This window comes from Methylocapsa acidiphila B2, from assembly GCF_000427445.1.
Lineage (GTDB): Bacteria > Pseudomonadota > Alphaproteobacteria > Rhizobiales > Beijerinckiaceae > Methylocapsa > Methylocapsa acidiphila.
In genome coordinates, this window is the sequence record NZ_KE386496.1 from 1,684,104 (window position 1) to 1,708,840 (window position 24,737).

26 protein-coding genes are annotated in these 24,737 nt (G+C 61.8%); 13 read left to right on the forward strand and 13 right to left on the reverse strand.

Features of this window, described 5'->3' with window-relative positions; all coding sequences use genetic code 11:
- Positions 1–250 precede the first annotated feature (250 nt).
- Complete coding sequence (locus tag METAC_RS0110045; protein ID WP_026606924.1) at positions 251–652, reverse strand: hypothetical protein; 402 nt, start codon at positions 650–652, stop codon at positions 251–253.
- A gap of 222 nt (positions 653–874) precedes the next feature.
- On the opposite strand from METAC_RS0110045, the gene METAC_RS0110050 reads away from it, so the two are divergent.
- Positions 875–2,848: a PHA/PHB synthase family protein gene (locus METAC_RS0110050; RefSeq protein ID WP_084143962.1), complete on the forward strand. Its 1,974-nt coding sequence runs from the start codon at positions 875–877 to the stop codon at positions 2,846–2,848.
- Positions 2,849–3,051: 203 nt separating this feature from the next.
- Here METAC_RS0110050 and METAC_RS0110055 read toward each other — a convergent pair whose 3' ends face one another.
- From METAC_RS0110055 to rplM, 4 genes are all read right to left on the reverse strand, one after another.
- A complete protein-coding gene (locus tag METAC_RS0110055) occupies positions 3,052–3,351 on the reverse strand; it encodes a hypothetical protein (RefSeq protein ID WP_026606926.1) in 300 nt (99 codons plus the stop codon).
- 302 nt (positions 3,352–3,653) lie between these two features.
- Positions 3,654–4,583 carry an N-acetyl-gamma-glutamyl-phosphate reductase gene (gene argC, locus METAC_RS0110060; protein ID WP_026606927.1) on the reverse strand — a complete coding sequence of 310 codons (930 nt, stop codon included), beginning with the start codon at positions 4,581–4,583 and terminating at the stop codon, positions 3,654–3,656.
- Between the two features lie 179 nt (positions 4,584–4,762).
- The gene (gene rpsI / locus METAC_RS0110070; protein WP_036255451.1) at positions 4,763–5,239 is read right to left on the reverse strand and encodes a 30S ribosomal protein S9; all 477 of its coding nucleotides are present in this window, start codon (positions 5,237–5,239) and stop codon (positions 4,763–4,765) included.
- 2 nt (positions 5,240–5,241) lie between these two features.
- Positions 5,242–5,712: a 50S ribosomal protein L13 gene (gene rplM / locus METAC_RS0110075; RefSeq protein ID WP_026606929.1), complete on the reverse strand. Its 471-nt coding sequence runs from the start codon at positions 5,710–5,712 to the stop codon at positions 5,242–5,244.
- A gap of 274 nt (positions 5,713–5,986) precedes the next feature.
- Between rplM and METAC_RS0110080 the strand changes: the two genes are divergently transcribed.
- From METAC_RS0110080 to METAC_RS23165, 12 genes are all read left to right on the forward strand, one after another.
- Positions 5,987–6,439, forward strand: coding sequence for a CoA-binding protein (locus METAC_RS0110080; protein WP_026606930.1), 453 nt, complete (start codon positions 5,987–5,989; stop codon positions 6,437–6,439).
- A gap of 96 nt (positions 6,440–6,535) precedes the next feature.
- Complete coding sequence (locus tag METAC_RS0110085) at positions 6,536–7,813, forward strand: PLP-dependent transferase (RefSeq protein ID WP_026606931.1); 1,278 nt, start codon at positions 6,536–6,538, stop codon at positions 7,811–7,813.
- Between the two features lie 414 nt (positions 7,814–8,227).
- Positions 8,228–9,043 carry an outer membrane protein gene (locus METAC_RS0110090; RefSeq protein WP_026606932.1) on the forward strand — a complete coding sequence of 272 codons (816 nt, stop codon included), beginning with the start codon at positions 8,228–8,230 and terminating at the stop codon, positions 9,041–9,043.
- 342 nt (positions 9,044–9,385) lie between these two features.
- The gene (recA, locus tag METAC_RS0110095; RefSeq protein ID WP_036256298.1) at positions 9,386–10,453 is read left to right on the forward strand and encodes a recombinase RecA; all 1,068 of its coding nucleotides are present in this window, start codon (positions 9,386–9,388) and stop codon (positions 10,451–10,453) included.
- A gap of 238 nt (positions 10,454–10,691) precedes the next feature.
- Positions 10,692–13,376, forward strand: coding sequence for an alanine--tRNA ligase (gene alaS, locus METAC_RS0110100; protein ID WP_026606934.1), 2,685 nt, complete (start codon positions 10,692–10,694; stop codon positions 13,374–13,376).
- Positions 13,377–13,513: 137 nt separating this feature from the next.
- The gene (gene phaP, locus METAC_RS0110105; RefSeq protein ID WP_026606935.1) at positions 13,514–13,945 is read left to right on the forward strand and encodes a phasin family protein; all 432 of its coding nucleotides are present in this window, start codon (positions 13,514–13,516) and stop codon (positions 13,943–13,945) included.
- A gap of 396 nt (positions 13,946–14,341) precedes the next feature.
- Complete coding sequence (locus METAC_RS0110120; protein WP_026606936.1) at positions 14,342–14,857, forward strand: SixA phosphatase family protein; 516 nt, start codon at positions 14,342–14,344, stop codon at positions 14,855–14,857.
- A 96-nt stretch (positions 14,858–14,953) separates the two neighbouring features.
- Entirely contained in the window at positions 14,954–16,120 is a 1,167-nt protein-coding gene (locus METAC_RS23160) for a hypothetical protein (protein ID WP_156898165.1), read from the forward strand.
- A 314-nt stretch (positions 16,121–16,434) separates the two neighbouring features.
- Positions 16,435–17,937: a YcjX family GTP-binding protein gene (locus METAC_RS0110135; protein WP_026606938.1), complete on the forward strand. Its 1,503-nt coding sequence runs from the start codon at positions 16,435–16,437 to the stop codon at positions 17,935–17,937.
- A 115-nt stretch (positions 17,938–18,052) separates the two neighbouring features.
- The gene (locus METAC_RS0110140; protein WP_026606939.1) at positions 18,053–19,120 is read left to right on the forward strand and encodes a YcjF family protein; all 1,068 of its coding nucleotides are present in this window, start codon (positions 18,053–18,055) and stop codon (positions 19,118–19,120) included.
- Between the two features lie 128 nt (positions 19,121–19,248).
- Positions 19,249–19,446 carry a hypothetical protein gene (locus METAC_RS0110145; RefSeq protein ID WP_026606940.1) on the forward strand — a complete coding sequence of 66 codons (198 nt, stop codon included), beginning with the start codon at positions 19,249–19,251 and terminating at the stop codon, positions 19,444–19,446.
- Positions 19,447–19,666: 220 nt separating this feature from the next.
- Positions 19,667–19,930, forward strand: a complete 264-nt coding sequence (locus METAC_RS23165; protein WP_036255454.1) for a hypothetical protein — start codon at positions 19,667–19,669, stop codon at positions 19,928–19,930.
- 131 nt (positions 19,931–20,061) lie between these two features.
- On the opposite strand, the gene purN is transcribed toward METAC_RS23165, so the two are convergent.
- The 8 genes from purN to METAC_RS0110200 form a co-directional block, all read right to left on the reverse strand.
- Positions 20,062–20,727: a phosphoribosylglycinamide formyltransferase gene (gene purN, locus METAC_RS0110160; protein ID WP_026606941.1), complete on the reverse strand. Its 666-nt coding sequence runs from the start codon at positions 20,725–20,727 to the stop codon at positions 20,062–20,064.
- A gap of 2 nt (positions 20,728–20,729) precedes the next feature.
- Positions 20,730–21,794 (reverse strand): phosphoribosylformylglycinamidine cyclo-ligase, encoded by a 1,065-nt coding sequence (gene purM / locus METAC_RS0110165; RefSeq protein ID WP_026606942.1) that lies wholly within the window; start codon positions 21,792–21,794, stop codon positions 20,730–20,732.
- A gap of 76 nt (positions 21,795–21,870) precedes the next feature.
- Complete coding sequence (locus METAC_RS0110170; protein ID WP_156898166.1) at positions 21,871–22,164, reverse strand: hypothetical protein; 294 nt, start codon at positions 22,162–22,164, stop codon at positions 21,871–21,873.
- A 266-nt stretch (positions 22,165–22,430) separates the two neighbouring features.
- Positions 22,431–22,655, reverse strand: coding sequence for a hypothetical protein (locus tag METAC_RS0110180; protein ID WP_026606945.1), 225 nt, complete (start codon positions 22,653–22,655; stop codon positions 22,431–22,433).
- A gap of 4 nt (positions 22,656–22,659) precedes the next feature.
- Positions 22,660–22,977 (reverse strand): hypothetical protein, encoded by a 318-nt coding sequence (locus METAC_RS0110185; RefSeq protein ID WP_026606946.1) that lies wholly within the window; start codon positions 22,975–22,977, stop codon positions 22,660–22,662.
- Complete coding sequence (locus METAC_RS0110190) at positions 22,974–23,390, reverse strand: hypothetical protein (RefSeq protein ID WP_026606947.1); 417 nt, start codon at positions 23,388–23,390, stop codon at positions 22,974–22,976. Before METAC_RS0110190 ends, METAC_RS0110185 begins: the two co-directional genes overlap by 4 nt.
- Before the next feature lie 3 nt (positions 23,391–23,393).
- Entirely contained in the window at positions 23,394–23,798 is a 405-nt protein-coding gene (locus METAC_RS0110195; protein ID WP_026606948.1) for a hypothetical protein, read from the reverse strand.
- Between the two features lie 9 nt (positions 23,799–23,807).
- Positions 23,808–24,734, reverse strand: coding sequence for a phage tail tip lysozyme (locus tag METAC_RS0110200; protein ID WP_026606949.1), 927 nt, complete (start codon positions 24,732–24,734; stop codon positions 23,808–23,810).
- Positions 24,735–24,737: the final 3 nt, after the last annotated feature.

Sequence of the window (24,737 nt, forward strand, 5' to 3'; positions counted from 1 at the left end):
ATTTTTCACTGAATGGGACGATCGTTCCGCACGAGCGGGACTTGCTGGCGGGGGCCTCGCTCGAGTTCCAAACCAGGCGGCCCGAGCGGCTCCGCGCGGCGAGGAGTTCGGTTCAGCTTGCAAGACGGATGCGCTGCGGCCGTGTGGACGCAGCTCGCCGCCGAGCTAGCCGACGCCGTCGCAAGACGCAAGGGCGATGCCAAATTTCGGCCTCAGGCCGGGCGGCCGGGCGCGCTCGTGGACCGCGCCTTCAATCGGCCAGCGTCTTATCGGCCTTGGTCCCTTGCGCATGAGCGGAAGGCGCCGCTTTCGCCGCGCTGCGCCGGCCCGCGCTCGCTTGATTATGGGCCGCGCCCCTTTCAAGCTCTGCTTCCAGCGCCTTAAGCTCCGCCTCGGTTCTGGGCGCCGGGCGCTCCGGATCGGTTCTAGCCGTCGGCAGATAGCCCAGCGCTTCGCTCGGAGGCCGCGACGCGCGGACAAATTCCTTGGCTTCAGGCCTGTCCGCAAAGATTTTCGTCTTCGCAATCGTGTCGAAGGGCGAACCGGTCGCCTTCTTGTCCTCTGCGTGGAGAGGCCCAGCCAAAAGCGCGCCGCCAAACGTCGCCAGGACGAACGCCGCGCGCCGGAGGCGCCAAATCCGATTTCGTTTCATTTGCCTGTCGTCCGTTCGAGCGCCGTCGCGGGACCCTCCACCTTCAGATTATCCGTGCTTTGTGACGGAACGGGGACCATGCGCCCCTTTGAGACCGGGACCTTTTACACTGTGAGAATAGGCTATATATCATGCGGTTAACAAACATCTTCCCAAGAGTTCCCCCTGCGCCGCCGCAGGGGCGAGGTGTTCGTTTCTCACCCGCCGACGATGGAAGACGCAATGACAAAAAAAAAGAACCTGCGGCCCGGCGAAACGAGCGAGGAGCGGCGGGAGCGGAGCCGAACCGCTGGCGGCGTCAATAAAAAGAAGCAGTCTCGAGCCAAGGCGGCGGACAAGAAGGCGCAGGCGCGCGCGGAAGCCAACGAGACGCGGGGGCCGGCGCCCGTCGCGACAGCAGCGCCGCCGTACGGAGCAGAAGCCCCGCCAAAGGTGGATTATCAGCGTCTGACCTACAATGTGGCGCGGCTCGTCGAACAAGGCGGCAGGGCCTTGGCCTCCATGCTGAGGCCCGCCGATCCGGGCGAGGTCAAAATAGATCTCTCAGCCGAGCTCGGCGACGCCGTTCGCTCGCTCGGCCGCGTCGCGGAACATTGGTACAGCGATCCGGCGCGCGCCGTCGAGGCGCAATCGGCGCTAGCCGCCAATTTTATCGCGCTCTGGGCGCATACGATGCGCCGCATGTCCGGAGAAACCGAAAATCCGATCGTCCCGATCGACCCGGCGGACAAACGATTCATCGCCCCGGAATGGCGGGAAAGCCCGCTGTTCGACTTCTTGCGGCAAGCCCACACCATGGTGTCGCGCTGGGCCAATGATCTCGTCGATCGCTCCGACGAGCTCGATCCGCAGGTCCGGCAGAAGGCCAAATTCTATTTGCGGCAGCTTTCGAGCGCGCTCGCGCCGTCGAATTTCCTCGCCACCAATCCGGAGCTTCTCAAGGAGACCTGGGCCACGAGCGGCGACAACCTCGTTCGCGGCGCGGCCTATCTCGCCGAGGACATCGAGGCCGGCAAGGGCACGCTGAAGATCCGTCGCTACGACGCCTCCAAATTCGAGGTCGGCGCGAATTTGGCGACCACGCCGGGCAAGGTCGTCTACCGCAACGACATTATCGAGCTCATCCAATATGCGCCGACGACGGAATCCGTCTACAAGCGGCCTCTCCTGATCATCCCGCCCTGGATCAATAAATTCTATATTCTCGACCTGACGCCGGAGAAGAGCTTTATTCGCTTCGCCGTGTCGCAAGGCCTGACCGTTTTCGTGATCTCCTGGGTCAATCCGGACTCGCGCCACCGCGACAAGGGCTTTGAAGACTATATGCGGGAGGGCATATTCGCCGCGCTCGACGCGATCGAGAAAGCGACCGGCGAGAAAAACGTCACCGCCATCGGCTATTGCATCGGCGGCACCCTGCTCGCCATGACGCTCGCCTATATGGCCGAGATGGGCGACGAGCGGATCGAGAGCGCCTCATTTTTCACGACCCAGACGGATTTCAGCCAGGCCGGCGACCTCAAGGTCTTCGTCGATGAGGATCAGCTCCGCGCCCTGGAAGAAAAAATGGCGACGACCGGCTATCTCGACGCGGCGGGCATGGCCAACGCCTTCAACATGCTGCGGCCCGACGACCTCATCTGGTCCTTCGTCATCAATAATTATATGAAGGGCAAGGCCCCGCTCGCCTTCGATCTTTTGGCGTGGAATTCCGACTCTACGCGAATGACAGCGGCCAATCATCTCGCCTATCTGCGCGATTGCTATCTCGAGAACCGTCTCGCCAAAGGACAAGCCCAATTCGGCGGCAAGACCCTCGACCTCGGCAAGGTCTCGGCGCCGATCTATCATCTGGCGACGCGGGAAGATCATATCGCGCCGGCCAAATCCGTCTTCATCGGCGCGAAACTCTTCGGCGGCGAGGTTCGCTTCGTACTCGCCGGGTCCGGCCATATCGCCGGCGTCATCAATCCGGTGAGCAAGCCGAAATATCCCTATTGGCTCGGCGCGCCGCCGACCGGCGAGTTCGAGAATTGGCTCGAGAACGCGACAGAATATAAGGGGAGCTGGTGGCTCGATTGGATCGCTTGGGTGACGCAGCAATCGCCTGAGAAAGTTCCGGCTCGCCAGCCAGGGGAAGGCGCGCTCGCGCCCATCTGCGACGCTCCCGGCGAATATGTGCTCGTGCGCTATTGACGCTCGGTTCGGGTCGTTGGGACCGTGATCGCCGACGTCCGACAAAATGCGGCCCCATGTGGCGAGGCTTGGCCAATGGCGTCAATCGGCGAATTATTGCTTGCTTTAGCGCCAAAGGCAGCCCGATTTGGGCCGCCCATCGCTGAGCGCGCCGTCCGATCGGATCGAACCGGTCTGATCGGACGGCATATGCTTACTTTTTCTTACTTTTTCTTCTCGCACTCGACCTTGCAGCCCTTCAACTCATAGGCGCAGAGCTCCGGGGAGCTTTGATCGTTGATGCACTTCTCGTGGTCCTGAGTGCATTTGGCGACGCAGGCGTCGGGCGAAGCCGCACTCGTCGATTGCGCATAGGCGCCATTCGCCAAACCCAATCCGCCGAACATCATTAAAGCCGCCGCAGCCGCGCCAATCTGGCGGCTAGACAGCAGCCCGGCGAACCGCGCGCGCGGCTCGATGCGTAGAGCGGAAATCTTCGCTCCGCACGAGCTGACTTGTACCATGGCGCAACCTCCTATGCTTTGATCTCGTGGTGACTGAGAAAGAAGCCTGACCTGATTGCGCGGTCTTTGGAGCTTTCAGCGGCGCAGCCAAGCCAAGCGGCCCCTTGGCTTGACGCAAAGTGAGCTTGCGGCGTCGAATTCCACATCGGAGAAAATTTCGCAACCCATTTGTTCACTGAAACGTCGCACGGATTGCCGCATCCGCATCCGACGAAATAAAACTCTCCCGCCTTTCGGCGGGGCGAGCCAAATCGCAATATTTCTAGCCAGAAGTCTGTCGTGAGGCCCCGCGCCAATTCGTTTTATTTATCTTCGGCCCCGCCTTCGAGCATCAACTTCAGATTTTGGAGTGCCGCGCCCGACGCGCCCTTGCCCAAATTGTCGAGCTTCGCGACGAGAACAACCTGCCGGTAGGCTTCATTGGCGAAGACCCGAAGCTCCAAATCATTGGTTCCATTCAGGGCCTCAGGCTCGATCCGACCGGATGGCTCGGCCTCGACCAGCCGGACATATTGGCGCGCCGCATAATGCGCAGCGATCGCGGCTTTGAGATCGGCGGCCTTTGGCCAGCCGGGCAGTTCGTCGAGAAAGAGCGGCGCGCAGACCAGCATGCCTTGCGCGAAATTCCCGACCGACGGGGTAAAGACAGGGCGGCGATCAAGACGCGCATAGCGCTGAATCTCAGGCACATGCTTATGTTCGAGCCCGAGCGCATAGGCCTCGAAGGCCGGCGCATGGCCGCTCTCGTAATCCGCGATCATCGCCTTGCCGCCGCCGGAATATCCAGAGACGGCATGGATCGCGATCGAAAAATCGGGCGAGATCAGGCCGGCGTCGACCAAAGGCCGCAAGAGAGCGATCGCGCCGGTCGCATAGCAACCCGGATTGGAAACGCGCCTCGCCGTCCGGATCGCATCGGATTGCCCTTTCGCGAGTTCCGGGAAGCCATAGGTCCAACCTTCGGCGACCCGATGGGCGGTCGAGGCGTCGAGGATGCGCGGCCCTTGGTCGCCGAGGGAATCGACGAGGGCGACGGTCTCGCGGGCGGCGTCGTCCGGCAAGCAGAGAACGACGACGTCGACGCCGGCAAGAAGAGCCTTCTTGGCCTCGGGATCCTTGCGCAGCTCCGGCGCGAGGCTCACGCGCTCGACGCCGGGCTCGCCTGCAAGGCGAGCCGCGATCCCGAGGCCTGTCGTTCCGGCTTCGCCGTCAATGAAAATTTTCGCGGGCATGGCTTATCGGCCTCTCGGCTGAAGCTCGATGATGGTGCGAGGCGAGGCGGCGTTTCCGCAAAGCCAGGCTTAGATTGCGAGACCCGCGACTTTTGATCGCCGCGGCGACGATGAGATGACGCGCAAGAAAAAGGCGGCCCAAGGCCGCCTCCCTTCCCGCATCTTCGCGAATACGCCGATTAGCGTTTCGAGAATTGGAAGCTCCGGCGGGCTTTTTTCTTGCCGTATTTCTTGCGCTCGACGACGCGCGAATCGCGGGTCAGGAAGCCCTCTTTCTTGAGGGCGCCCCTGAGCTCCGGCTCGAAATTGACCAGCGCCTTGGCGAGGCCATGGCGGACCGCGCCCGCCTGGCCCGACAGGCCGCCGCCCGCGACGCTGACGGTCATATCATATTGATCGACGCGCTTGGCGACGCCGAGAGGCTGTTGCAGGATCATCCGCAACACGGGACGCGCGAAATAGACCTCGAGCGCCCGGCCGTTCACGGTGACCTTGCCCGATCCAGGCTTGATCCAGACCCGGGCGACGGCGTCCTTGCGCTTGCCGGTGGCGTAGGCGCGGCCCTGCGGGTCCAGCTTCTGGACGTAGAAAGGCGCTTCCTGAGCCGGAGTCGCCGCGGCCTTGAGGTCCTGAAGGGAGGATAATGTCTCGACCATGTTCAACCAAGCCTCACATTCTTGCGGTTCAGGCTCGCGACATCGAGCGTCGCCGGCTGCTGCGCCGCATGCGGATGCTCTGAGCCCTTATAGACGCGCAGATTGCCGAGCTGCTGGCGGCCGAGGGGGCCGCGCGGAAGCATGCGTTCGACCGCCTTCTCGACGACGCGCTCGGGAAAGCGCCCCTCGAGAATGAATTTGGCGGAGCGTTCCTTGATGCCGCCCGGATAGCCGGTGTGGTAATGGTAGACTTTCTGGTCCCGCTTGCGTCCGGTCAGCACAACCTTCTCGGCATTGATGACGACGACATTGTCGCCATCGTCCATATGCGGGGTGAAGGTCGGCTTGTGCTTGCCGCGAAGCCGCAGGGCGATCAGCGACGCGAGACGGCCGACGACCAGCCCGCTGGCGTCGATCACCACCCATTTCTTCGCGATATCCGCGGCCTTCGCGGAATAGGTCTTGCCAAACATAAAACGGCTCCATGCCGATCGAGCGCCCGCGGCGGAGGAGCCGCATCGGCGTCGATCTTTGTCTAGCCAGCGTATATTTGCAGCAATCGAAGGCGTCAAGCCACTTTGCTCGTTGAGAACCAATAGTTTACAAAATACGGTATGATAGTACCATATTTCCGTGAAAACGCCGCGAGGCTCCTTTTCCGCCGCCGCATCGGCGCCCTGCGTCCTCTGGCCTTATCCAGGAATCACGTTTAGACTTGCTCGAAGATCGCCCCAAGGCGACGACCCGATGAGCGACGAACCCAGCGTCTTGACCTATTCCGACGCCTTCCTGCGCGATCTCCTCGCCAGCGTAAAGACGATTGCCGTCGTCGGCGCATCCGACAATCCGATGCGTCCGTCCTTCGGCGTTTTCGCGTTTCTGCTCTCCCGCGGCTGTCACGTGATCGGCGTCAACCCCGGACTCGACGGCAAGCTCGTGCAGGGCGCGCCCTTCGTCGGCCGCCTCGCCGACATTTCGGAACCCGTCGATATGATTGATATTTTCCGAAATTCCGAGGCGGCCGGGCAAGTCGTCGATGAAGCGCTCGCCCTCTCTCCATCGCCGCGAGCGATCTGGATGCAGCTCGGCGTCCGAAACGACGCGGCCGCCCGACGGGCGCAAGCGCGCGGCGTCGAGGTCGTCATGAACCGCTGTCCCAAAATCGAATATGAACGGCTCGCGCTCGCATCGCGATCCTAACGAGCGAAGCCTTCGCTCCATGCCGTGAAGTCCCTGAATACGCAGAAGTCCCGAGAAGAAGCCGCATCCCGAACGGCTCGAAAGGATCAACGCCACATGACGGACGACGCCGCGCCGCGCTTCGCGACCAAAGCGCTTCATGCCGGCGCCGAGCGGGACCATTCGCTCTGCGGAGGCGCGCCGGCTCATAGCGACATTTGGTCGATGGTTTTCGATAGCGACGCGAACGCGTCGCCCTCGTTGAGACCGAGCCGCTTATGCGGCGTGCAGATGCAAGCCGAGAGCCGCGCCGTGGCCCTCCTCGAGGAGCGAATCGCCGCGCTCGAGGAAGGCGTCGCGGCGGTGGCCTTCGCCTCGGGACGCGGGGCCTTGCTCGCCACCTTTCATCTTCTCATGAAGCCGGGCGAGGACATTATCGCCGCGCGCGCGGCTCGTGGCGGCGCGATGGATCAACTCGCTCACGGCTTCGGCGATTTCGGCATGCGGATCAAATGGGCGGATCCGATGGATCTCTCGACCTTCACGGCCGCGATCGGTCCGCGCACCAAGGCGATTTTCGTCGAATCGACGTGGGGTCCCGGCGGCGCGATCGTCGATCTGGAGGCCATCGGGTCGGTCGCGAAATCGGTCGGCATTCCCCTGATCGTCGACAACACGGCCGCCACGCCTTATCTGGTTCGGCCCTTCGAGCATGGCGCGGATATTGTCGTCCATTCGGCCGCCGCGCTTCTGAGCGGGCGCGGCGACCAGCGCGGCGGGCTGATCATCGACGGCGGCGGCTTCAACTGGCTCCAGGACGAGCGCTACCCCATGCTGAGCGCGCCGCGGCCCGAATTCGACGGAACAATCCTCGCCAATACATTTGGGAATTTCAGCTTCGCAGTCGCGGCCCGCGCGCTCGGCCTTGGCCATTTCGGCTGTGAACTCGCGCCTCTCGACGCCTTGCTGATTCTAGCCGGGGTCGAGACCTTGGCCCTGCGCATGCAGCGCCACTGCGAGAACGCGCGCACGATCGCCGAGCATCTGGCCCGCCATCCGGCTGTGCGATGGGTGAGCTATCCGGGGCTTTCGGGCGACCGCTCGAATGCGCTCGCGCAGAAATATTGCCCGAATGGCGCCGGCGCCGCGCTGACGCTGGGCTTGACCGGAGGCTACCCCGCCGCCGCCGCGGTCGTCTCCAGGTTGAAGCTATTTTCCGCTCTTTCAAATTTCGGGGATGCGCGCTCGCGGGCTTTGCATCCGGCCTCGAGCGCTGAGCGCCGGCCGAGCTATGACGGCGAATCGGACGAGCCGCCTGACTTGGTGCGGCTTTCGATCGGGATCGAAGATACAAACGACATCATCGCCGATCTTGACCAAGCGCTAGCGGGTTAGAGTCAGTCCAAAATACCTGGCCGCATTCTCAGATGCGAGAGCGGATCCTACATCGAAACGTGATTTGTCCGTCGCTCGATGTTTCGAGGCGTCGCCGCGCGCCTGAACTCTGCAGGGTTGCGGAGACAGGATCCAGTTCCGTAGAAGAAAAAAAGATCATTAGATCTTACGCCGACCACAAGTATTGCAGGCGCCCCGACAAGCTTCGGCAAAGGGTGGAGCGCCAGGATCATTTCCTAATCGCCTCGCCCTATTGCGTCGCAACATTGCAGGCGCTCCGCATTTACGTTGCATTCCAGCCACACTCGCCAGCAATACGCCCGATCGAGGCGCATTTCGTGGGTTAGGCGGTTGTTGAGCCGCGAAATCAAGGTAATTTGCCTCAGCTTCAACTTCCTCAAAAGGAGAGCGCTGATGTTACGTCAATTCCTTATGGCCACGGTTGGCGCCGTCGCGCTCGCCGGATCGGCCGTCGCGGCCGACCTTCCCTCCCGCGTCCCGGCGCCAGCGCCGGTTTTTGTCGCCGCGCCCTACAGCTGGTCCGGCCTCTATATCGGCGGCCAGATCGGCTACGCCTGGGGCGATCTGAACAGCTCCACCATTGGCTATGCCGCTCCTACCATCACCTCGGGAGCATTCTTTCTGGATGCGCCGTCCAACTCTAATCCGCAAGGCGTGATCGGCGGCGTCCATCTCGGCTACAATCTGCAGATCGGTCAATGGCTGCTGGGCCTCGAGGGCGACGTTGACGGAACGAGCGTCAGCAAGACGGTCAATGCGGCGACCTTCTTCACGCCGCCGATCGACGCCGCGTTCGTCACGCCAGGCTTCGGCGCGACGGTCCATACAACCTCCCCGATCCAGGGATCGATCCGGCTGCGCGCTGGCTTCGCCTGGGATCGCGCCCTGCTCTACGCAACGGGCGGCGCCGCTTTCGCCAGCGTCAAGACGACCTATTCGGATTACTACGGGTTCGACAGCATTTCGAGAACCCGCGCCGGTTGGACCGTCGGCGGCGGCATCGATTACGCCGTCACCGACAATTGGTCGGTGCGCGCGGAATATCGCTATGCCGACTTCGGCCATTTCGACAATTACCTGATCAATTCAGCCTATAATCCGAGCGGCTCGTGGGAGGGCGTGCACACCCATTTCACCGAAAACCGGGTGCAGGTCGGGTTCAGCTACAAGTTCGGCTCGACGCCGGCGCCGGTCGTCGCCAAATATTGAGGGCGGCCTCCGCGCACCTGTTTGACAACTCCGAAGACTGAAGAGCCCGGCCGCTGCGCCGGGCTTTTTCGTTTGCGTCCGCTCATCGCCGGAGGGTCGGAGGGCGCGCAGGAGCAACCACGCCACAGCGCGAGACCCTCGCGCATCGACGGCGAATCACCGATCTCGCCATGGCGCGGCCCGTCTCAATCAAAGCGTGCGCCAGGGTGTTTTCCAGAGCCTACAATTAACCCTAAATGAGAACAAAAAGAGCTTGCGGGTGAGAACAAACAGAGTACTTTTAAGTCTATCGCAGCTTTCGTTGCGCTCCGCGCCCAGCCCGTGCCAGAAGGAATGACTACAGTGAGCCAAGCCAATCTCCGCCTCGTGGAAGGATCGTCCGTGGACAAGACCAAGGCGCTCGACGCCGCCCTTTCGCAAATCGAGCGCTCATTCGGCAAGGGCTCGATCATGCGGCTCGGCAAGAATCAAAAGGCCATCGAGATCGAAACCGTGCCGACCGGCTCTCTCGGGCTGGACATCGCGCTGGGGGTCGGCGGCCTGCCGCGAGGACGGGTGGTCGAGATCTATGGCCCGGAATCCTCCGGTAAAACCACGCTGACCCTGCATGTCATCGCCGAGGCCCAGAAAAAGGGCGGAGTTTGCGCCTTCATCGACGCTGAGCACGCCCTTGATCCAATTTACGCCAGGAAACTCGGCGTCCATCTCGACGATCTCTTGATCTCGCAGCCGGACACGGGCGAACAGGCCCTGGAGATTACCGACACGCTGGTGCGCTCCGGCGCCGTCGACGTGCTCGTCATCGACTCAGTCGCCGCCTTGACGCCCCGCGCCGAGATCGAAGGCGAAATGGGCGACGCCCAGCCGGGACTTCAGGCGCGGCTCATGAGCCAGGCGCTGCGCAAGCTCACCGCCTCGATCTCGCGATCCCAAACCATGGTCATCTTCATCAATCAAATCCGGATGAAGATCGGCGTCATGTACGGCAGCCCGGAAACGACCACGGGCGGCAACGCGCTGAAATTCTACGCCTCGGTCAGGCTCGACATTCGCCGCATCGGCTCGATCAAGGACCATGAGGAGGTCGTCGGCAACCAAACCCGAGTCAAGGTCGTGAAGAACAAGGTCGCGCCGCCCTTTAAGCAAGTCGAGTTCGACATCATGTATGGCGAAGGCGTCTCGAAAATGGGCGAGCTTGTGGATCTCGGCGTGAAAGCGGGCGTGGTCGAGAAGTCCGGCGCGTGGTTTTCCTATGACAGCCAAAGGCTGGGCCAAGGCCGGGAGAACGCCAAGAATTTCTTGAAGGCGAATCCGCAAGTGGCGGATCGGATCGAACAGGCGATCCGGGAAAACTCCGGCCTGATCGCCGATCGCATTCTCGGCCAGGCCGAGGCCGACGACGACGCGTGAAGCTTCGGAAAGCGGCTCGATCGTTTCGGCGCTGGCTCGGCGGTCCTTGAGCGTTTCGCCAATGCTCTGATGAAAGCGCTTTCCGGCGCCTCGCAAGAGGCCTATTTTCCGGCGCTTCGGAAATGCTCTAAAGTAACGAAAGCTTTCCGGTCGGAGCCCCCTGATCCCGGTCCGGCCGGCGCAATCGCGCCGGCTTGGAACTGGGTCGAGCCAAGAAGAGCAGGCAGGTCTAAAAGAAATGAATGGCGTCAACGAGATCAGATCGGCCTTTCTCGACTTTTTCAAAAAGAACGGGCACGAGATTGCGCCGTCTTCCCCACTCGTGCCGCGCAACGACCCGACGCTCATGTTCACCAACGCGGGGATGGTGCAATTCAAAAATCTATTCACCGGCGTCGAGAAGCGCCCATATACGCGGGCCGCGAGCGCGCAAAAATGCGTGCGCGCCGGCGGCAAGCACAATGACCTCGACAATGTCGGCTATACCGCGCGCCATCACACATTCTTCGAGATGCTCGGCAATTTCTCATTCGGCGATTATTTCAAGGCGCAGGCGATCGAATTCGCCTGGACCTTGATCACGCGGGTATTCGACCTGCCGAAGGACCGGCTTCTCGTCACCGTCTATCATGACGACGACGAGGCCTATGATTTATGGCGAAAGATCGCCGGCTTTCCGGACTCTAAGATCATTCGCATCGCGAGCTCGGACAATTTCTGGTCGATGGGCGACTCCGGCCCCTGCGGTCCATGCTCCGAGATTTTCTACGATCAAGGCGATAAGCTTTTCGGCGGCCCACCCGGCAGCATCGATGAGGACGGCGACCGCTATCTCGAATTCTGGAATCTCGTCTTCATGCAATTCGAGCAGGTCGCGCCCGACGAGCGGCTGCCTCTGCCGCGGCCGTCAATCGACACCGGCATGGGGCTCGAGCGCATAGCGGCCCTCCTGCAAGGCGTCTCGTCGAATTACGACATCGATTTGATGCGGAGCTTGATCCTCGCCGTCGCCGCCGCAACGGGCGTCGACCCCGATGGACCGCATATGGCGAGCCACCGCGTCATCGCCGACCATTTGCGCGCCTCGGCTTTTCTGGTGGCGGACGGCGTCCTGCCCTCGAACGAAGGCCGCGGCTATGTGCTGCGCCGAATCATGCGCCGCGCCATGCGTCACGCCCAATTGCTCGGCGCCCAGGAGCCGCTGATGTGGCGGCTCGTTCCGGCCCTTTCGCGCGAGATGGGGCAAGCCTATCCTGAGCTTTTGCGCGCCAAGGCGCTCATCGTCGAAACGCTTCGTCTCGAAGAGACGCGCTTTCGCATCACCCTCAAGAAAGGGCTCGAAATCCTCGACGAGGCGCGGGCGTCGCTCAAGCCCGGGGACGAGCTCGACGGCAAGATCGCCTTCAAGCTCTACGACACTTATGGCTTTCCGCTCGATCTCACGCAGGACGCGCTGAGAGCGACGTCGAACACGGTCAACACCGAAGTCTATAGCCAGGAGATGGAGCGCCAGCGCGCCGAGGCGCGCAAGGCCTGGGCCGGATCAGGCGAAGCGGCGACCGAAGCCATCTGGTTCGCCCTCAAGGAGAAGATCGGCGCGACCGATTTCCTTGGTTACGATACAGAGCGCGCGGAAGGGATCGTCGCCGCCCTTCTCAAGGACGGCAAGGAGGTCTCGAGCCTGCGCGCCGGCGAAGCCGGCTCGGTCATTCTCAACCAAACGCCGTTTTACGGCGAATCCGGCGGCCAGGTCGGAGATACCGGCATTGCGCTCGCGAGCGGCGCGCGCTTTCGCATCGCAAACACGCAAAAAAAGGCGGGCGACCTCTTTGTTCACGAGGGCGTCGTAGAAGAAGGCGTTCTCGAACGGGGTTTAGCCGTCGAACTCTTCGTCGATCATGAGCGCCGTGCGGCCGTGCGGGCGAATCATTCCGCGACTCATATCCTTCACGAAGCGCTGCGGCTCGTCCTCGGGGACCATGTAGCGCAAAAAGGATCTCTGGTGGCTCCGGATCGCCTGCGGTTCGACTTCGCGCATCCGAAGCCGATCAGCGCGGAAGAACTTGCGCGCATCGAGGACATCGCCAATCGCGCCATATTGGACAATGCGCCGGTGCTCACCCGCCTCATGGGGGTCGAGGAGGCGATCGGCGCCGGCGCCCGCGCGCTGTTCGGCGAGAAATACGGCGACGAAGTCCGAGTGGTCTCGATGGGCTACGCCCATTTGGACGAAGCGGGCCTCGACGCTTCTGAACGCGCCTTTTCGACGGAGCTTTGCGGCGGCACCCATGTCACTCGCACCGGCGACATCGGCCTCGTCACAATTTTGTCCGAAGGGGCGGTCGCCGCCGGCGTACGCCGCATCGAAGCGAAGACCGCCGCCGAGGCGCGCCGCCATCTCAATACGCAGGCCCGACGTCTGCACGAGATCTCGGCGCTGTTGAAAACGCCGGAAGACGAGTCCGTCGTGCGCTTGGCGAGCCTTATCGACGATCGCCGCAAGCTCGACCGCGAACTGGCCGAGGCCCGCAAAAAGCTGGCGATGGGCGGCGGCGAAGGAACTGCGCCGCCCATCGAAGACATCGACGGGATCAAATTCTTCAGACGCGCCGTTTCCGGGGTCGAGATGAAGGATTTGAAATCGCTCGCCGACGAAGCCAAGCAGACCGTCGGCTCGGGGATTGTCGCAATCGCTGGAGTGGGACCCGACGGCAAGGCTGGCGTCGTCGTCGGGGTCACCGCCGATTTGACCGCTCGCTTCGACGCCGTCCAATTGGCGCGCGCGGCCGCCGCGAAGCTCGGCGGCAAGGGCGGCGGCGGAAGAAGAGACATGGCCCAAGCCGGCGGCCCCGAGGGCGGCTCGGTCGACTCCGCCTTGGCGGCGATCGGCGCCGCGCTGCGGGAAATCACGCGCGCAGCATAGAAGACGATCGGCGCGCGGAAGGAAGAGGCTCTGACCGGAACTAGTTTAGCTTGGCCATGCAACTCAAACGCGCCAGGACCGTTTTAAATATATCCCCGCCCAAGCGCCTGGGGATTTCTATTGCTGAGGAGAGTGACATGGCCCAACAGGACCCGCAGGCGAACCCCGCTGCGAGCGGCATCGACGCCGCTGTCGGCGGCATGGCGGATGCGTCCAAGAGACTGCAGGCTTTCGCGGGCGAAATCGCGCAAATGTCGAAAGAAACCTTCGACCATGCTTCGGCGACGGTCGAAAAGCTGCGCGGCGCCCATAATCTCGAGGACATCCTCGCGATCCAGACGAGCTTCGTCAAAGAAGCATTTGAGCACGCCGCGCAACATACGCGCAAATTCAGCGAGCTGTTCTCGGCTTTTCCGCTCGAGCTTACGAAAACCTACCAAGACGCCTGGGCCAAATCCGTCGACGCCGCGATGAAATCCACCGAAGCGGCGCGAAAGGCTGTAGCATCAAATGTGGAGCGCTTCTCTGAAGCCATTCACAAGGAAGCTGGACCCGGCCGCGACTCTTGAGGTCTCCCTCCAAAGCCCAAACGAGAGATGACGCAGAAGCGCGGTTTCGCCGCGCTTCTCTTGTTAGGGCGGCACGAACTTGATCGCCCGCGCTTCGGTCGTTGTCCGCGGGCGGACTGACTGCTGCGCTGCGACAAAATTTCTCAATCGCGTCTTGGTCCTCGCGCATATCGAATCATGCGATAGAGCGCAATTTTTCCGCTGGCGGGGCGGCCACAAATGAGCGATCTCCGTCCGCGCGAAACCGCCGCCTGCGGATTCAATCCGCGAGTATTCATTTTTGCGCGCATTTGCCGGTTGTCGGCTCTTTCCTATTGCCCAGAAACATGAAAAAGCTTCGGTCTCTCGCCTCGATGAGGCGCACGTTTTCTGCAAAATGAAGCTCTGGCTCGAGTCATGCTGCGGCTCCTTCTCCTTCGTCACGCCGAGGCCGTCGTCCATGCGGCAGCTGGGGACATGGAAAGGCGTCTTACAACCGCAGGACGCACCGGAGCCGCGCGGATCGGGGCTTATATCCGCAAATCCGGTCTCGCCCCAGATCTGGTTTTTGTCTCGCCCGCGCGACGGACGCTTGAGACTCTTGAGATCGTCGAAAGCGAAATGGGGCAAAAGCTTTCGAGCGCCATCGAGCCGTCGCTCTTTAGCGCCAGCCTGAGCGCTGTCCAAGGCATGCTTATGAGAACGCCCGCCGCCATCAGGACCTTGCTAATTGTCGGGCATAATCCAAGCCTAGCCGAACTGGCCAACGTGCTTGCCTCCGAGGGAGAAAGCGCAAGCTTGACGACGATGCGCAGCCAATTCCCGGCGCCCTGTCTCGCGGTCATCGATTTCCGCGTAGACGACTGGAGCGAGGCCTATGCTGGCCGGGGCGCGCTCGATCGTTTCGTCACGCTCCCAACCCTATCTGGTTGATCGCCGTCCAGCCGAACCTCATTGGAATCGGCTGATTTTCGGCGAAAGGGTCGCTCTGGAAATTTGTTGCAACAGCGTAGGACCAGGACGCTGCGCATGCGTTTAGCATTAGTTCTGCCGAACACCGGAACTAGGATCGAAACTCCGGGCCAGGGGCGTTCGGCGCGATGGGCGTGGACCCATCAACCTCGGGGCCATCGCATGTTTCCTGAAGCTTTCGCGTTTTTGGCCCTGATCGCCGGCGGCGCCATCGAGACGACTCCCGTGGAAGCAAAGCTCAACGCGCTTCCAGAGGCGGTGGCTCTGATCGCCAACGCGCCTTTTTTCGCTGACGTACTCTCCGGGGCAAAATTCCGGCCGGCTGACCGCGCGGTTACGAATTGGCGCTTCGAAGCGACGACAAATCTTGATCTTTCTCCGGCCTCAGCTACGAAATTGATCGCCGATCGGACGCCAGCTTCGATCGCCCGTTGCGTCAAGCTTAACAATTATTGGTGCGTCAAGCGGGCGGGATGGGCGGGCGAGATCGCGGCGGATTCCGAAGGGCATGTCGCCTTCGCCTCGGCGATCGAGGGCGCGACGGTGGCTGCGGTGCTGTTGCGCCGCTACTATCTCGATTATCATCGACATTCAGCATTGGCGATCCTGTCGCGCTGGGCGCCGGCCCAATGCGGGACCGCCACGAGCGCTTTGCACAAGAGCGCACCTCGCGCGCGGCCGGCCCAGATCAGCGCGGGGACCCTCGCGATCCGCGGACTCGGCAATACGCTCCGCGCACGCTGGCTCGCCGCGCATCGGCCCGGCCAAGCGGGCGCCGGCAAAGCCGTCGCGCTCCGTCGATCCGTCGTCGCCGATCGACCGGTTCCCCTCATGCGCGCACCGCAAATAGCCGTCGGCATGGGAGAAGCGAATGTCGAGCGCGCTCCAGTGCGTCTGGCGGCGCTCGACCTCGTGTCGAGCGCCGCGCTACAGCCCGAAGCGCCGCCGGGGCCGGTCAGCGGCGCTTCTTGTCCCGGCGAGACGCTTAGGATTCGCAATTACGCTCTGCGCGCGATCCAGGGCATAGGCTCCAACCCCGACGAAGACTTGAAGCTCTTTTCGCCTGACGGAACGCCAGGAGAAAATTTGGCTGGCCTGATGCGCAACATGGCCCGGGTCGAGATCGGCCCCCTGGCTGCGCGCGACGACTTGATCGCCGCGGCGATCGAGATCGCGGCGCAAAGGGGTCGGGTCGCGGGAAAGGTCGCCGGAGACGCGCATTGAACGCAAATGCGTTTGCGCCTAAATGAGATGCAGTCGGACAGCCGAGGCAATCCGATTCGGTCCTCGATTCCAGATCAAATTCCGAAAATCCTCGTGATTTCAGGGTCCGCCGCTTCTAAAAAGAAGCCGCAGATCGTGTTTCTGTTAACCATTTTCGGCCAAGTGTCGGTAACGCTGGAGCGGGACGCGAAAAAATGGAGCCCGTTTTTCCGCCCGCTTCCCGCTCGCCGGTGGGAATGGATCGTGGCGATTTTGGATCGAAACGATTGAAAATCGCCGTGGTTTAGCTTGAAAGATCGGCCGGAATTGCTGCTTTGCCCTTGATCTCGGATCTCTTGTTCGAGGCTCGCGCCGTCGCGCAGAGCCTCGCCGAATACGCCAGCGGTCCGCATATTCGCCTGGGCGTGACCGGACTTTCGCGCGCCGGCAAGACAGTCTTCATAACCTCGCTCATCGAGCATCTGACCAAGGCCGCCGACCCCTCTTTGCGCGGCCGTCGGAGCACCTTGCCCGTCTTTCGGGTCCACGCCGAGGGAAGGCTCATCGGCGGAAGGCTCGAGCCTCAGCCCGACGACGCCGTGCCGCGATTCGCCTACGAGGATCACATCGCAGCTCTGACTGGTCCCCAGCGCCAGGTCGAAGCCCGGCATTGGCCGCAGTCAACTCGGCGCGTGTCCGAATTGCGCATTCGCCTCGATTTCGAGCAAAAGGCCGGCCTTCGCCCTGGCCGTCAGTCCCTCGCGATCGACATTGTGGACTATCCCGGCGAATGGCTTTTGGATCTGCCCCTGCTCTCAAAGTCTTTCGCCCAATGGTCGCGCGAAACCTTCATCGCCTCCGCGAGCGCGGGCCGAGCGGCGCTTGCGGCGCATTGGCGCGGCTTCGCCATCAACGCCGATCCACGCGCCAAAGCCAATGAAGACGACGCCCGCCGCGCGGCCGAACTCTTCACCGCTTATCTGCGGGCCTGCCGCGCCGACGAATATAGCTTTTCAAGCCTGCCGCCTGGGCGCTTTCTGATGCCCGGCGACCTCGAAGGGTCGCCAGCGCTGACCTTCGTGCCGCTCGCGATCGAAGAGGGCGAGGTCTATCCGCCCGATTCGCTCGCCGCGATGATGGAGCGCCGCTACGAGGCCTATAAGGCCCATGTGGTCAAACCCTTCTTCCGGGACCACTTTTCGCGCCTCGACCGGCAGATCGTTCTCGTTGACGCGCTGGCGGCGCTCAATGCGGGCCCCGCCGCGATGCGCGACCTCGAGATCGCCCTGACCGACGTCCTCACCGCATTCAGAGCCGGGCGCGGCAATGTCCTGACGAACCTGTTCCGACCAAAAATCGACAAGATCCTTTTCGCCGCGACCAAGGCCGATCATCTCCACCACACGAGCCATGATCGGCTCGAGGCGATCCTGCGGCACTTGACCACGCGCGCGATCGAGCGGGTCGAAAACGTCGGCGCGGAGGTCGACGTCATCGCGCTCGCCGCAGTCCGCGCCACGCGCGAGGCGAAGGTCAATGGCCATGGCGGTCCGGCCCTCGAAGCGGTGATCGGCACGCCTTTAGACGGCGAGCGCATCGGCGACGAAATCTTCGACGGGAAAACGGAGGCGGCGATCTTTCCGGGCGAATTACCCAAGGACCCGCAAGCGGTCTTTCTCGGCGAGCCTCTGGCCATGCTGTCTGACGAGATCGATTACCGCTTCGTTCGGTTTCGCCCGCCGACGCCCGTCCGCGGCAAGGATGGAAAGCCGTTCCCTCCTCCCCATATTCGGCTCGACCGCGCGCTTCAGTTTCTCCTCGGAGACAAGCTGATATGAGTCCGTCGAGACAGATGAATGTCACCAAAGGAGCCGCCCGGCGTGCGCCTCGGACGAGTTCAATTTCCCGACAGCAAGGGGACTCCCGCGACGGGCGCCCTGAGAGGTTTGTGCCGTGACGCTTGAGAAAAGACGCCCTCCGCGCGCCTTTCGCCTCGATGAGCTGAACCTGAACGGCGCCGGAGCCGGCGACAGCATTCCGCGCGGCGCGACAGTGATCGAGCCCGCGATCGACCCGTTCGAAGCCGAACTCGAGTCCACAGCCTCCGCCGCGAGCATTGACGAAGCCGCTGTCGAGGTTGCGCAAAAGCAAGGCGTCGTCGCCCGCACCCTACTCTCTTGGACTGGCGTCTTCTGGTCGTCGTTCGGAGGCTTGGTCTCGCTCGGCTTCAGCCTCGAGATCGCCCAGCTGATCGAAGCGCTGTTCGCGCAGGCGCCGGCGCTAGGCGCGATCGCCATCGTATTGGCGTGCCTCGCCGGAGTCGCTCTGTTCGTTCTCGCGGCGCGAGAAATCTCGAGCGTCGTCCGACAGCGCCATATCGCGGAGCTTCATATCGGGCTCGCAAGGGCGAGAGAGGCGGATGATTTCAAGGAGGCTCGGAAGCTCGTCGGCGAGCTATCCGCGCTTTACGTCGGGCGCCCGGAAACCGCTCAAGCGCGCACACAACTGCGCCAACTCTCCCGCGACATTGTCGATGGAAGCGACCTCATCGATATTGCGGAACGAACCTTGGTCTCGCCGCTGGACAGCGAAGTCAGGCGGGAAATCGCCGCCGCCGCAAAACGCGTATCCGTGGTGACCGCTCTCGCGCCGCGGGCGATCATCGATGTCGTCTTCGTTTTGGCGCAAGCGATCCGCTTGATCCGGCGCATCGCGACGATTTACGGAGGCCGGCCTGGCTTGCTCGGCTTTTTCAGATTGTTGCGTTCGATCGCAGCGCATATCGCGATTACCGGAGGCATGGCCGCAGGGGATAGCCTCATTCAACAACTGGTTGGCCACGGGATCGCCGCGAAATTATCGGCGCGGCTCGGCGAAGGCGTTTTGAACGGGCTTTTGACGGCCCGCGTCGGGCTGTCCGCCATGGCGGTCTGCCGACCGATGCCCTTCTCGACGGGACGCGCCCCAGGCGTCAGCGAAGTGGCGCCATTCTTGTTCAGCAAATCGGATGCGAAGAGCTGACGGCCAAGGCGCGATCGAAATACCTGGCTCAAGCCGGCATTTCTACTTGACCCAAGCGCCTTAGCTCGGCTTCGACGCACGGCGACGGGCCGGCGCGTGAAGCTTTGCCTCATGCATGGAGACATCCAATGGCCTTGATCCAAGCCCCGATTACTTTCGTCGTTGGCACCAAGATCGTTCGCGCGGAAGGCGCCGTCGATAAAAAGACTGCGGAAAACCTGATCGTCGTCGAAACGATCGACACGAAAGAGGGAGGGCGCGCCTTTTCTATATTTCGGACCCGCAAAGAATATGATGCCTATGCGGAGAAGATCATCAATCCTTGAGCTGATCCGCTCGTCCGACGATCGTGATCGTCTCAAACGCGCGAGGTGGCCGCGACGCACCCCGCCGGCGCCGATACTGCATAAGAACTGACGTTGAAATCACCGGTTCCGACGCGCGCCCCGATGGCTAGCGTTTGGCTTTGGGGCGCATCGCGCGGGCTGAAGCCGACGATCAGATCAGGGTAAAGCGACAAGTCTCACAGATCTTAGGAGAATCACGATGGCCGCGCCCCACAGCGCTGAAGATAGCGCGCACTATGTCTTGACAATTTTCAAGCGGCATAAATGCAGAACCGGTTCGACCCTATTGGCGCATAATCTCCAACTCCCGTTCAGCCAGGATGGTTGGCAAGCCAGCGATCTCGCCGCCGGGCAGCAATATGCAGTCGAGAAAGGTTGGATCGAGATCGGCAAAGAGGAAAAGTTCATCAAGCTCCTCGAGGCCGGCTACGTCGAGTCTGAATCGGAGAGGACCTACGCCTAAAAGCGTGTTCCGAAAAAATTGATCGAGTTTTTCGAAATTTAGGCATCGGGTCTATCCAATGCCTCATGAGAACATGCTTCGACTTTGGTCTGGAGCGTGTTCTTGGCGACTGGACGATTGGTCACTGATTGTCAGCCGCTATCCCCTTCAGCGGAAGGAACCCGTAGAGGCGCCGAGGGGAATGCGTCGTCGCCGCAAAATACGCGATTGCCCTCCACCCGCAATTTCTCGCCGGCGACGCGCTCCAGGGCTGCCGGATAGATGATATGCTCTTGCTCGAGAACGCGGGCCGCGAGCGTTTCCGTCGTGTCGCTGTCGAGAACAGGCACAGCCGCCTGCGCGATGATCGGTCCCTCGTCCATGGCCGGTACGACGAAATGCACCGTGCAGCCATGGATTTTCACGCCGTCGGCGAGCGCACGCGCATGGGTGTCGAGGCCACGATAGGCCGGTAGAAGCGCAGGATGAATATTCAAGAGCCTGCCGCGCCAATGGCCGACGAACCAGGGCGTCAAAATGCGCAAAAAGCCTGCAAGGCAAATATATTCGATGCGATGCAGCTCCAGGAGGAGTTGCATCGAGCGCTCGAACTCTTCGCGTCCCGCGTAAATCTTATGATCGACAGCGGCGGTCGCAATGCCGTTTTCCTTAGCGAAGGCCAATCCAGGCGCGTCGGGGCGATTCGACAAAACGAGGGCGATTTCGGCCGGATAGGAGGGACTTCGTGCTCTCTGGACCAGGGCCCGCATGTTTGATCCGCGCCCGGAGATCAAAATAGCCGTGCGCTTACGCCGGATCGTCACAGGCCGAGCCGTCCAGAATAGACCACGCGCTCGCCGTCGCCTGCTTCTACGACCTCGCCAAGGGCGATAGGCGCCTCGCCTTGGTTGCGCAACGCGCGCTCGAGAACGGCGGCGCTTTCGCGACTGGCGATTATGATCATGCCGACTCCGCAATTAAAGGTTCGCAGCATTTCGGCTTCACCGACGCCGCCTGATGCGGCGAGCCATGCGAAAACACGCGGAACCTGAATTGCCGAGAGATCGAGCCGGGCTCCAAGGCCGCCCGGCAGCACGCGCGGAAGATTGTCTGGAAAACCGCCCCCGGTTATATGGGCGAGCGCCTTGACGCCATCGCATTCCGCCAGCGCCGCCAGCGCCGCCTTGACGTAAATGCGGGTTGGTGTGAGCAAGGCCTCCCCAAGCGTCTTTTCAACGTCAAATGGCGCCGGCGCGTCCCAGCCGAGCCCCAAGTTCGCCACGATCTTCCGGACAAGCGAAAAACCATTCGAATGGACTCCGGACGACTTCAAGCCGAAGAGGACGTCTCCCGGCGCAATGTCGGTCCTGGGCAAGAGCTTGGCGCGCTCGACGGCGCCGACCGCAAATCCTGCGAGGTCAAAATCCCCGCCTGCGTAGAGGCCTGGCATTTCAGCGGTCTCGCCGCCGATCAAGGCCGCTCCAGCCTCGACGCAGCCCCGCGCTATGCCCGCGACGACATCGGCCGCGATCTTCGGATCGAGCCTGCCAGACGCATAATAGTCGAGGAAAAACAACGGCTCCGCGCCTTGCACGACAAGATCGTTCACGCACATGGCGACGAGATCGATCCCGATCGTGTCGTGGACGCCAGTCTCGATCGCAATCTTGACCTTCGTGCCGACGCCGTCATTGGCCGCGACGAGGATAGGGTCGACAAAGCCGGCGGCCTTGAGATCGAAAAGGCCGCCGAAGCCACCGATTTCCGCGTCTGCTCCGCGCCTCCGCGTCGACCGCACGAGCGGCTTGATCCGTTCGACCAAGGCGTTTCCAGCGTCAATATCGACGCCGGCGTCGGCATAAGTGAGGCTGCTTTTTTCAGTCATGGACGTTCCGGACCAACGCCCCACGGCTAGAGCAGTTTCCGGGAAATGTCGACCGCCGATTAACGGCCAAAGTTGCTCAGGGTTTGAAATGAAAATCCACGCCGACCGCATGCAGCAAATAGCCGATGGCGGACAAAATCCCCAAAAATATGGTCGCCAGAACACGCCTTTCGGTTTTGCGCTCGGCCTCCGCCGCCGCATGGGACAGCTCGAGATTGCTCACGCGCTTCCCGATTCCGGGCGCCGAATCGGTTCCTAGCAGTTCATTGAGAATTGTCCGGGTCAGGGTCCGGGTGGCTGCGGCGTCCTCCTTCACGCCAATCATCAAATCCTCGAGCCTGACGAGCCGCGTATTTGCGTCATCCGCCATCGAGCTCCGCCTTTCTTGCTCCGGCTCCGCATAGGTCAGCGACATTTTTGGTCCTTTGAATTTTAGCGCCTATGGCTTTCACGTCAGAAAGACAGCTGCCGATGCGACGAATGCTCCGGTGGCGATTGAACCGAAGGCGCCGGCCCACGCCTCGACCTCATGCATTCGTGGGATGACTCTCGGCGTCCTGATTGAGCCGAGCCAGCCTCCGGCGAGAACGGCGCAAAGCGATATAATCGCCGTCAAGAGAAAAAGCGGGTCATCCATCATGAAGCGCGTCCGTCCTCTTCTAGGTCGAATAGATGGAGTTTGATCGTAATCTCGACGCCCTCATGCTTGAGGCCCTTGAGCTTCCTCGCCGAAACGAGGAATGGCGCGTCGAGCCCCGCCTCAATCGACGGCCTGAGCGCAGCGATCTCGGCGTCGGCGAGGCGCAGTCCAGAAATGGAATCGCGCAACCGGTCTAGGAGCTTGACGGGGATCGTCGCCATCTGGCTAAGCGGAAGCGGCCGGCACGGAGGACACAGACCCAATGGCGTTCGTCACCTCGCTTTCGAGCGCGCCGATCGCACCTACGACACTGTCGAGATCTGCGGCATTGCTCGATGCAGCGGCGGCTTGCTCTTTGGAAAGCGCCGTCTTGAGCTCCGCGAGCGCGGACTCGACGGAGGTCTTGAGGCTGTCGAGAGCGGTTTGAACCTCAGCGATCGTGGCCATTTGTTTCTCCTGGTTGACGAGGATCACGGCCTGGTCGGCCGACAGCGATTGCAGCGTCGAAATCATGCTGGTGATCAGTGGCAGCGCATTGCTCATTGGCGATGCACCCATGAGGCGAAGGCCGAGGCAATTGGCATGGTCGGCGCAAGAATGAAAAAGCTCAGCGCTATAGTCTGCTCGGCGCTTGCGTAGGCAGCGGGAAGCGCTGGTACGACCCAGCCGAATTGCGGGATCGTCGAGACGAAGAACACCGCGCCCCAATGGAGCGCGGCGGGAAGCCCAAAGGCGAACACCATGAAGCGCGCCCCGCCCCACGTGTTTGTCGAAGCCTTGAGTTGATTTACCTGAGCCTGGGCGGTGAGATAGGCTTGGTAGCCTTGTAGATCGAAGCCCCGCTCCGATGTGAATGCAGCGAGATCCGCGTCGGCCTTTTTATTCAGCCAGCCGAAAAGCGGCCCCGCGACACCCTCAACCAATGAAGTCAACAGCGCGCCGATCGACGCAAGCATCCGCTACGCCAAGGGCGGCGTCTTAGCCGCCTGATTGACGCCGTAGACATGTGCGACCCACGCGAGAATCGTCGCAGCGGAGGCGATCTTATTCGCCGTCGCTGCGTCGAAGAACTCCGCCCAGGGCAGCGTCTTCAACTCGACGAGGGCGTCCCCGTCAAGACTCTCCAGGATTTGCTCGCCGCCCTTGAAGATCGCCGCGATGGCGAGCAAAATCGGCGTTTTCCAACCGTCAATTTTGAGCCAACACTTCCGCCAAAACGAAAGGGACGGATCGGCGAGCTTACCGGGCTTGCCAAGCACCAGCGCCGTCTCCTGCAATTTAGGTCGCAGATAGACGACGTAGACGACCAAAGTCGCGAGCATAAAGACGAGCGGCCATCCGGCCGCGTCCCAAAAAGACGCCATGAAGATCTCCTATTTGCGCTCAACTGGCGCAAGTAATTTTGTGACGATCTTTTCAGCCAGAGCATCCATGTCCGCAGGAGCGATCAATGCCGGATCGGTGGAAGCCTGTACAACAGGTGGAGGCGGCGGCGCATGCGCGCCACGGACCCAAATCGCAAGGCTCTCGATCCAAAGCCATTCTGCCTCCCCAGTCGGGACGGCGCACTGCATCGCAGGCGCCTCCCGCTCCATACGCGCCGCCGTCTGCGATAGATCAACAACAGTCGCCGCCGCCACGGTCTTCGCTTTCTCCGATTGAAAAATGGAGTAGAGGACCGCGAACCCTATAACGCAGCCAATCGCGGATAGCATCGGCGCCGGAATTTCCAGGGTCCCACGGAAGACCCCGAGCAATCCGCCGGCAATCACGCCCAATCCCGCATGCGCGTCATGCGTCTCGCCGGCTTTCTTTGCCAAAATGATCTTCGCTTGCGCTTCCGCTGCTGGCGAATGCGCTGGATTCGCACCGATATAATCGCGAAAAACGTTATGCGCCTGCCTGATGCGATTGGATAGATTGGCCGATGCCTTCGCTGGCCGTTCATATTCCCAACATACGCGCGCCGTCAGCTTGTCGAGATCCCCACCTGCGCGCAGCGCTTTATCCAGCTCCGGATAAGCCTTCCCGAGTTCGAAGACGGCAAATTTGATCTGCGCCGCCAGTGTCCCCGAATGGAGCCTTCGACCTGAGCAAAACTCTTCCAACGCATCGAGTCGGGCCAACCTCCATTGCGCAATTCCCTGGCTTCCGTGGTCCGATCGAGACGTCGGGATATAACCGGAATGAAGATCGCCCCCCGACTCTTGACTGAAATTCCCGACAACCGCCGCCGCACCGGTTGGATCATAACCCTCCGCAATAAAAAGACCTGCCGCGATCTGTTGCCGGATGGTCATTGT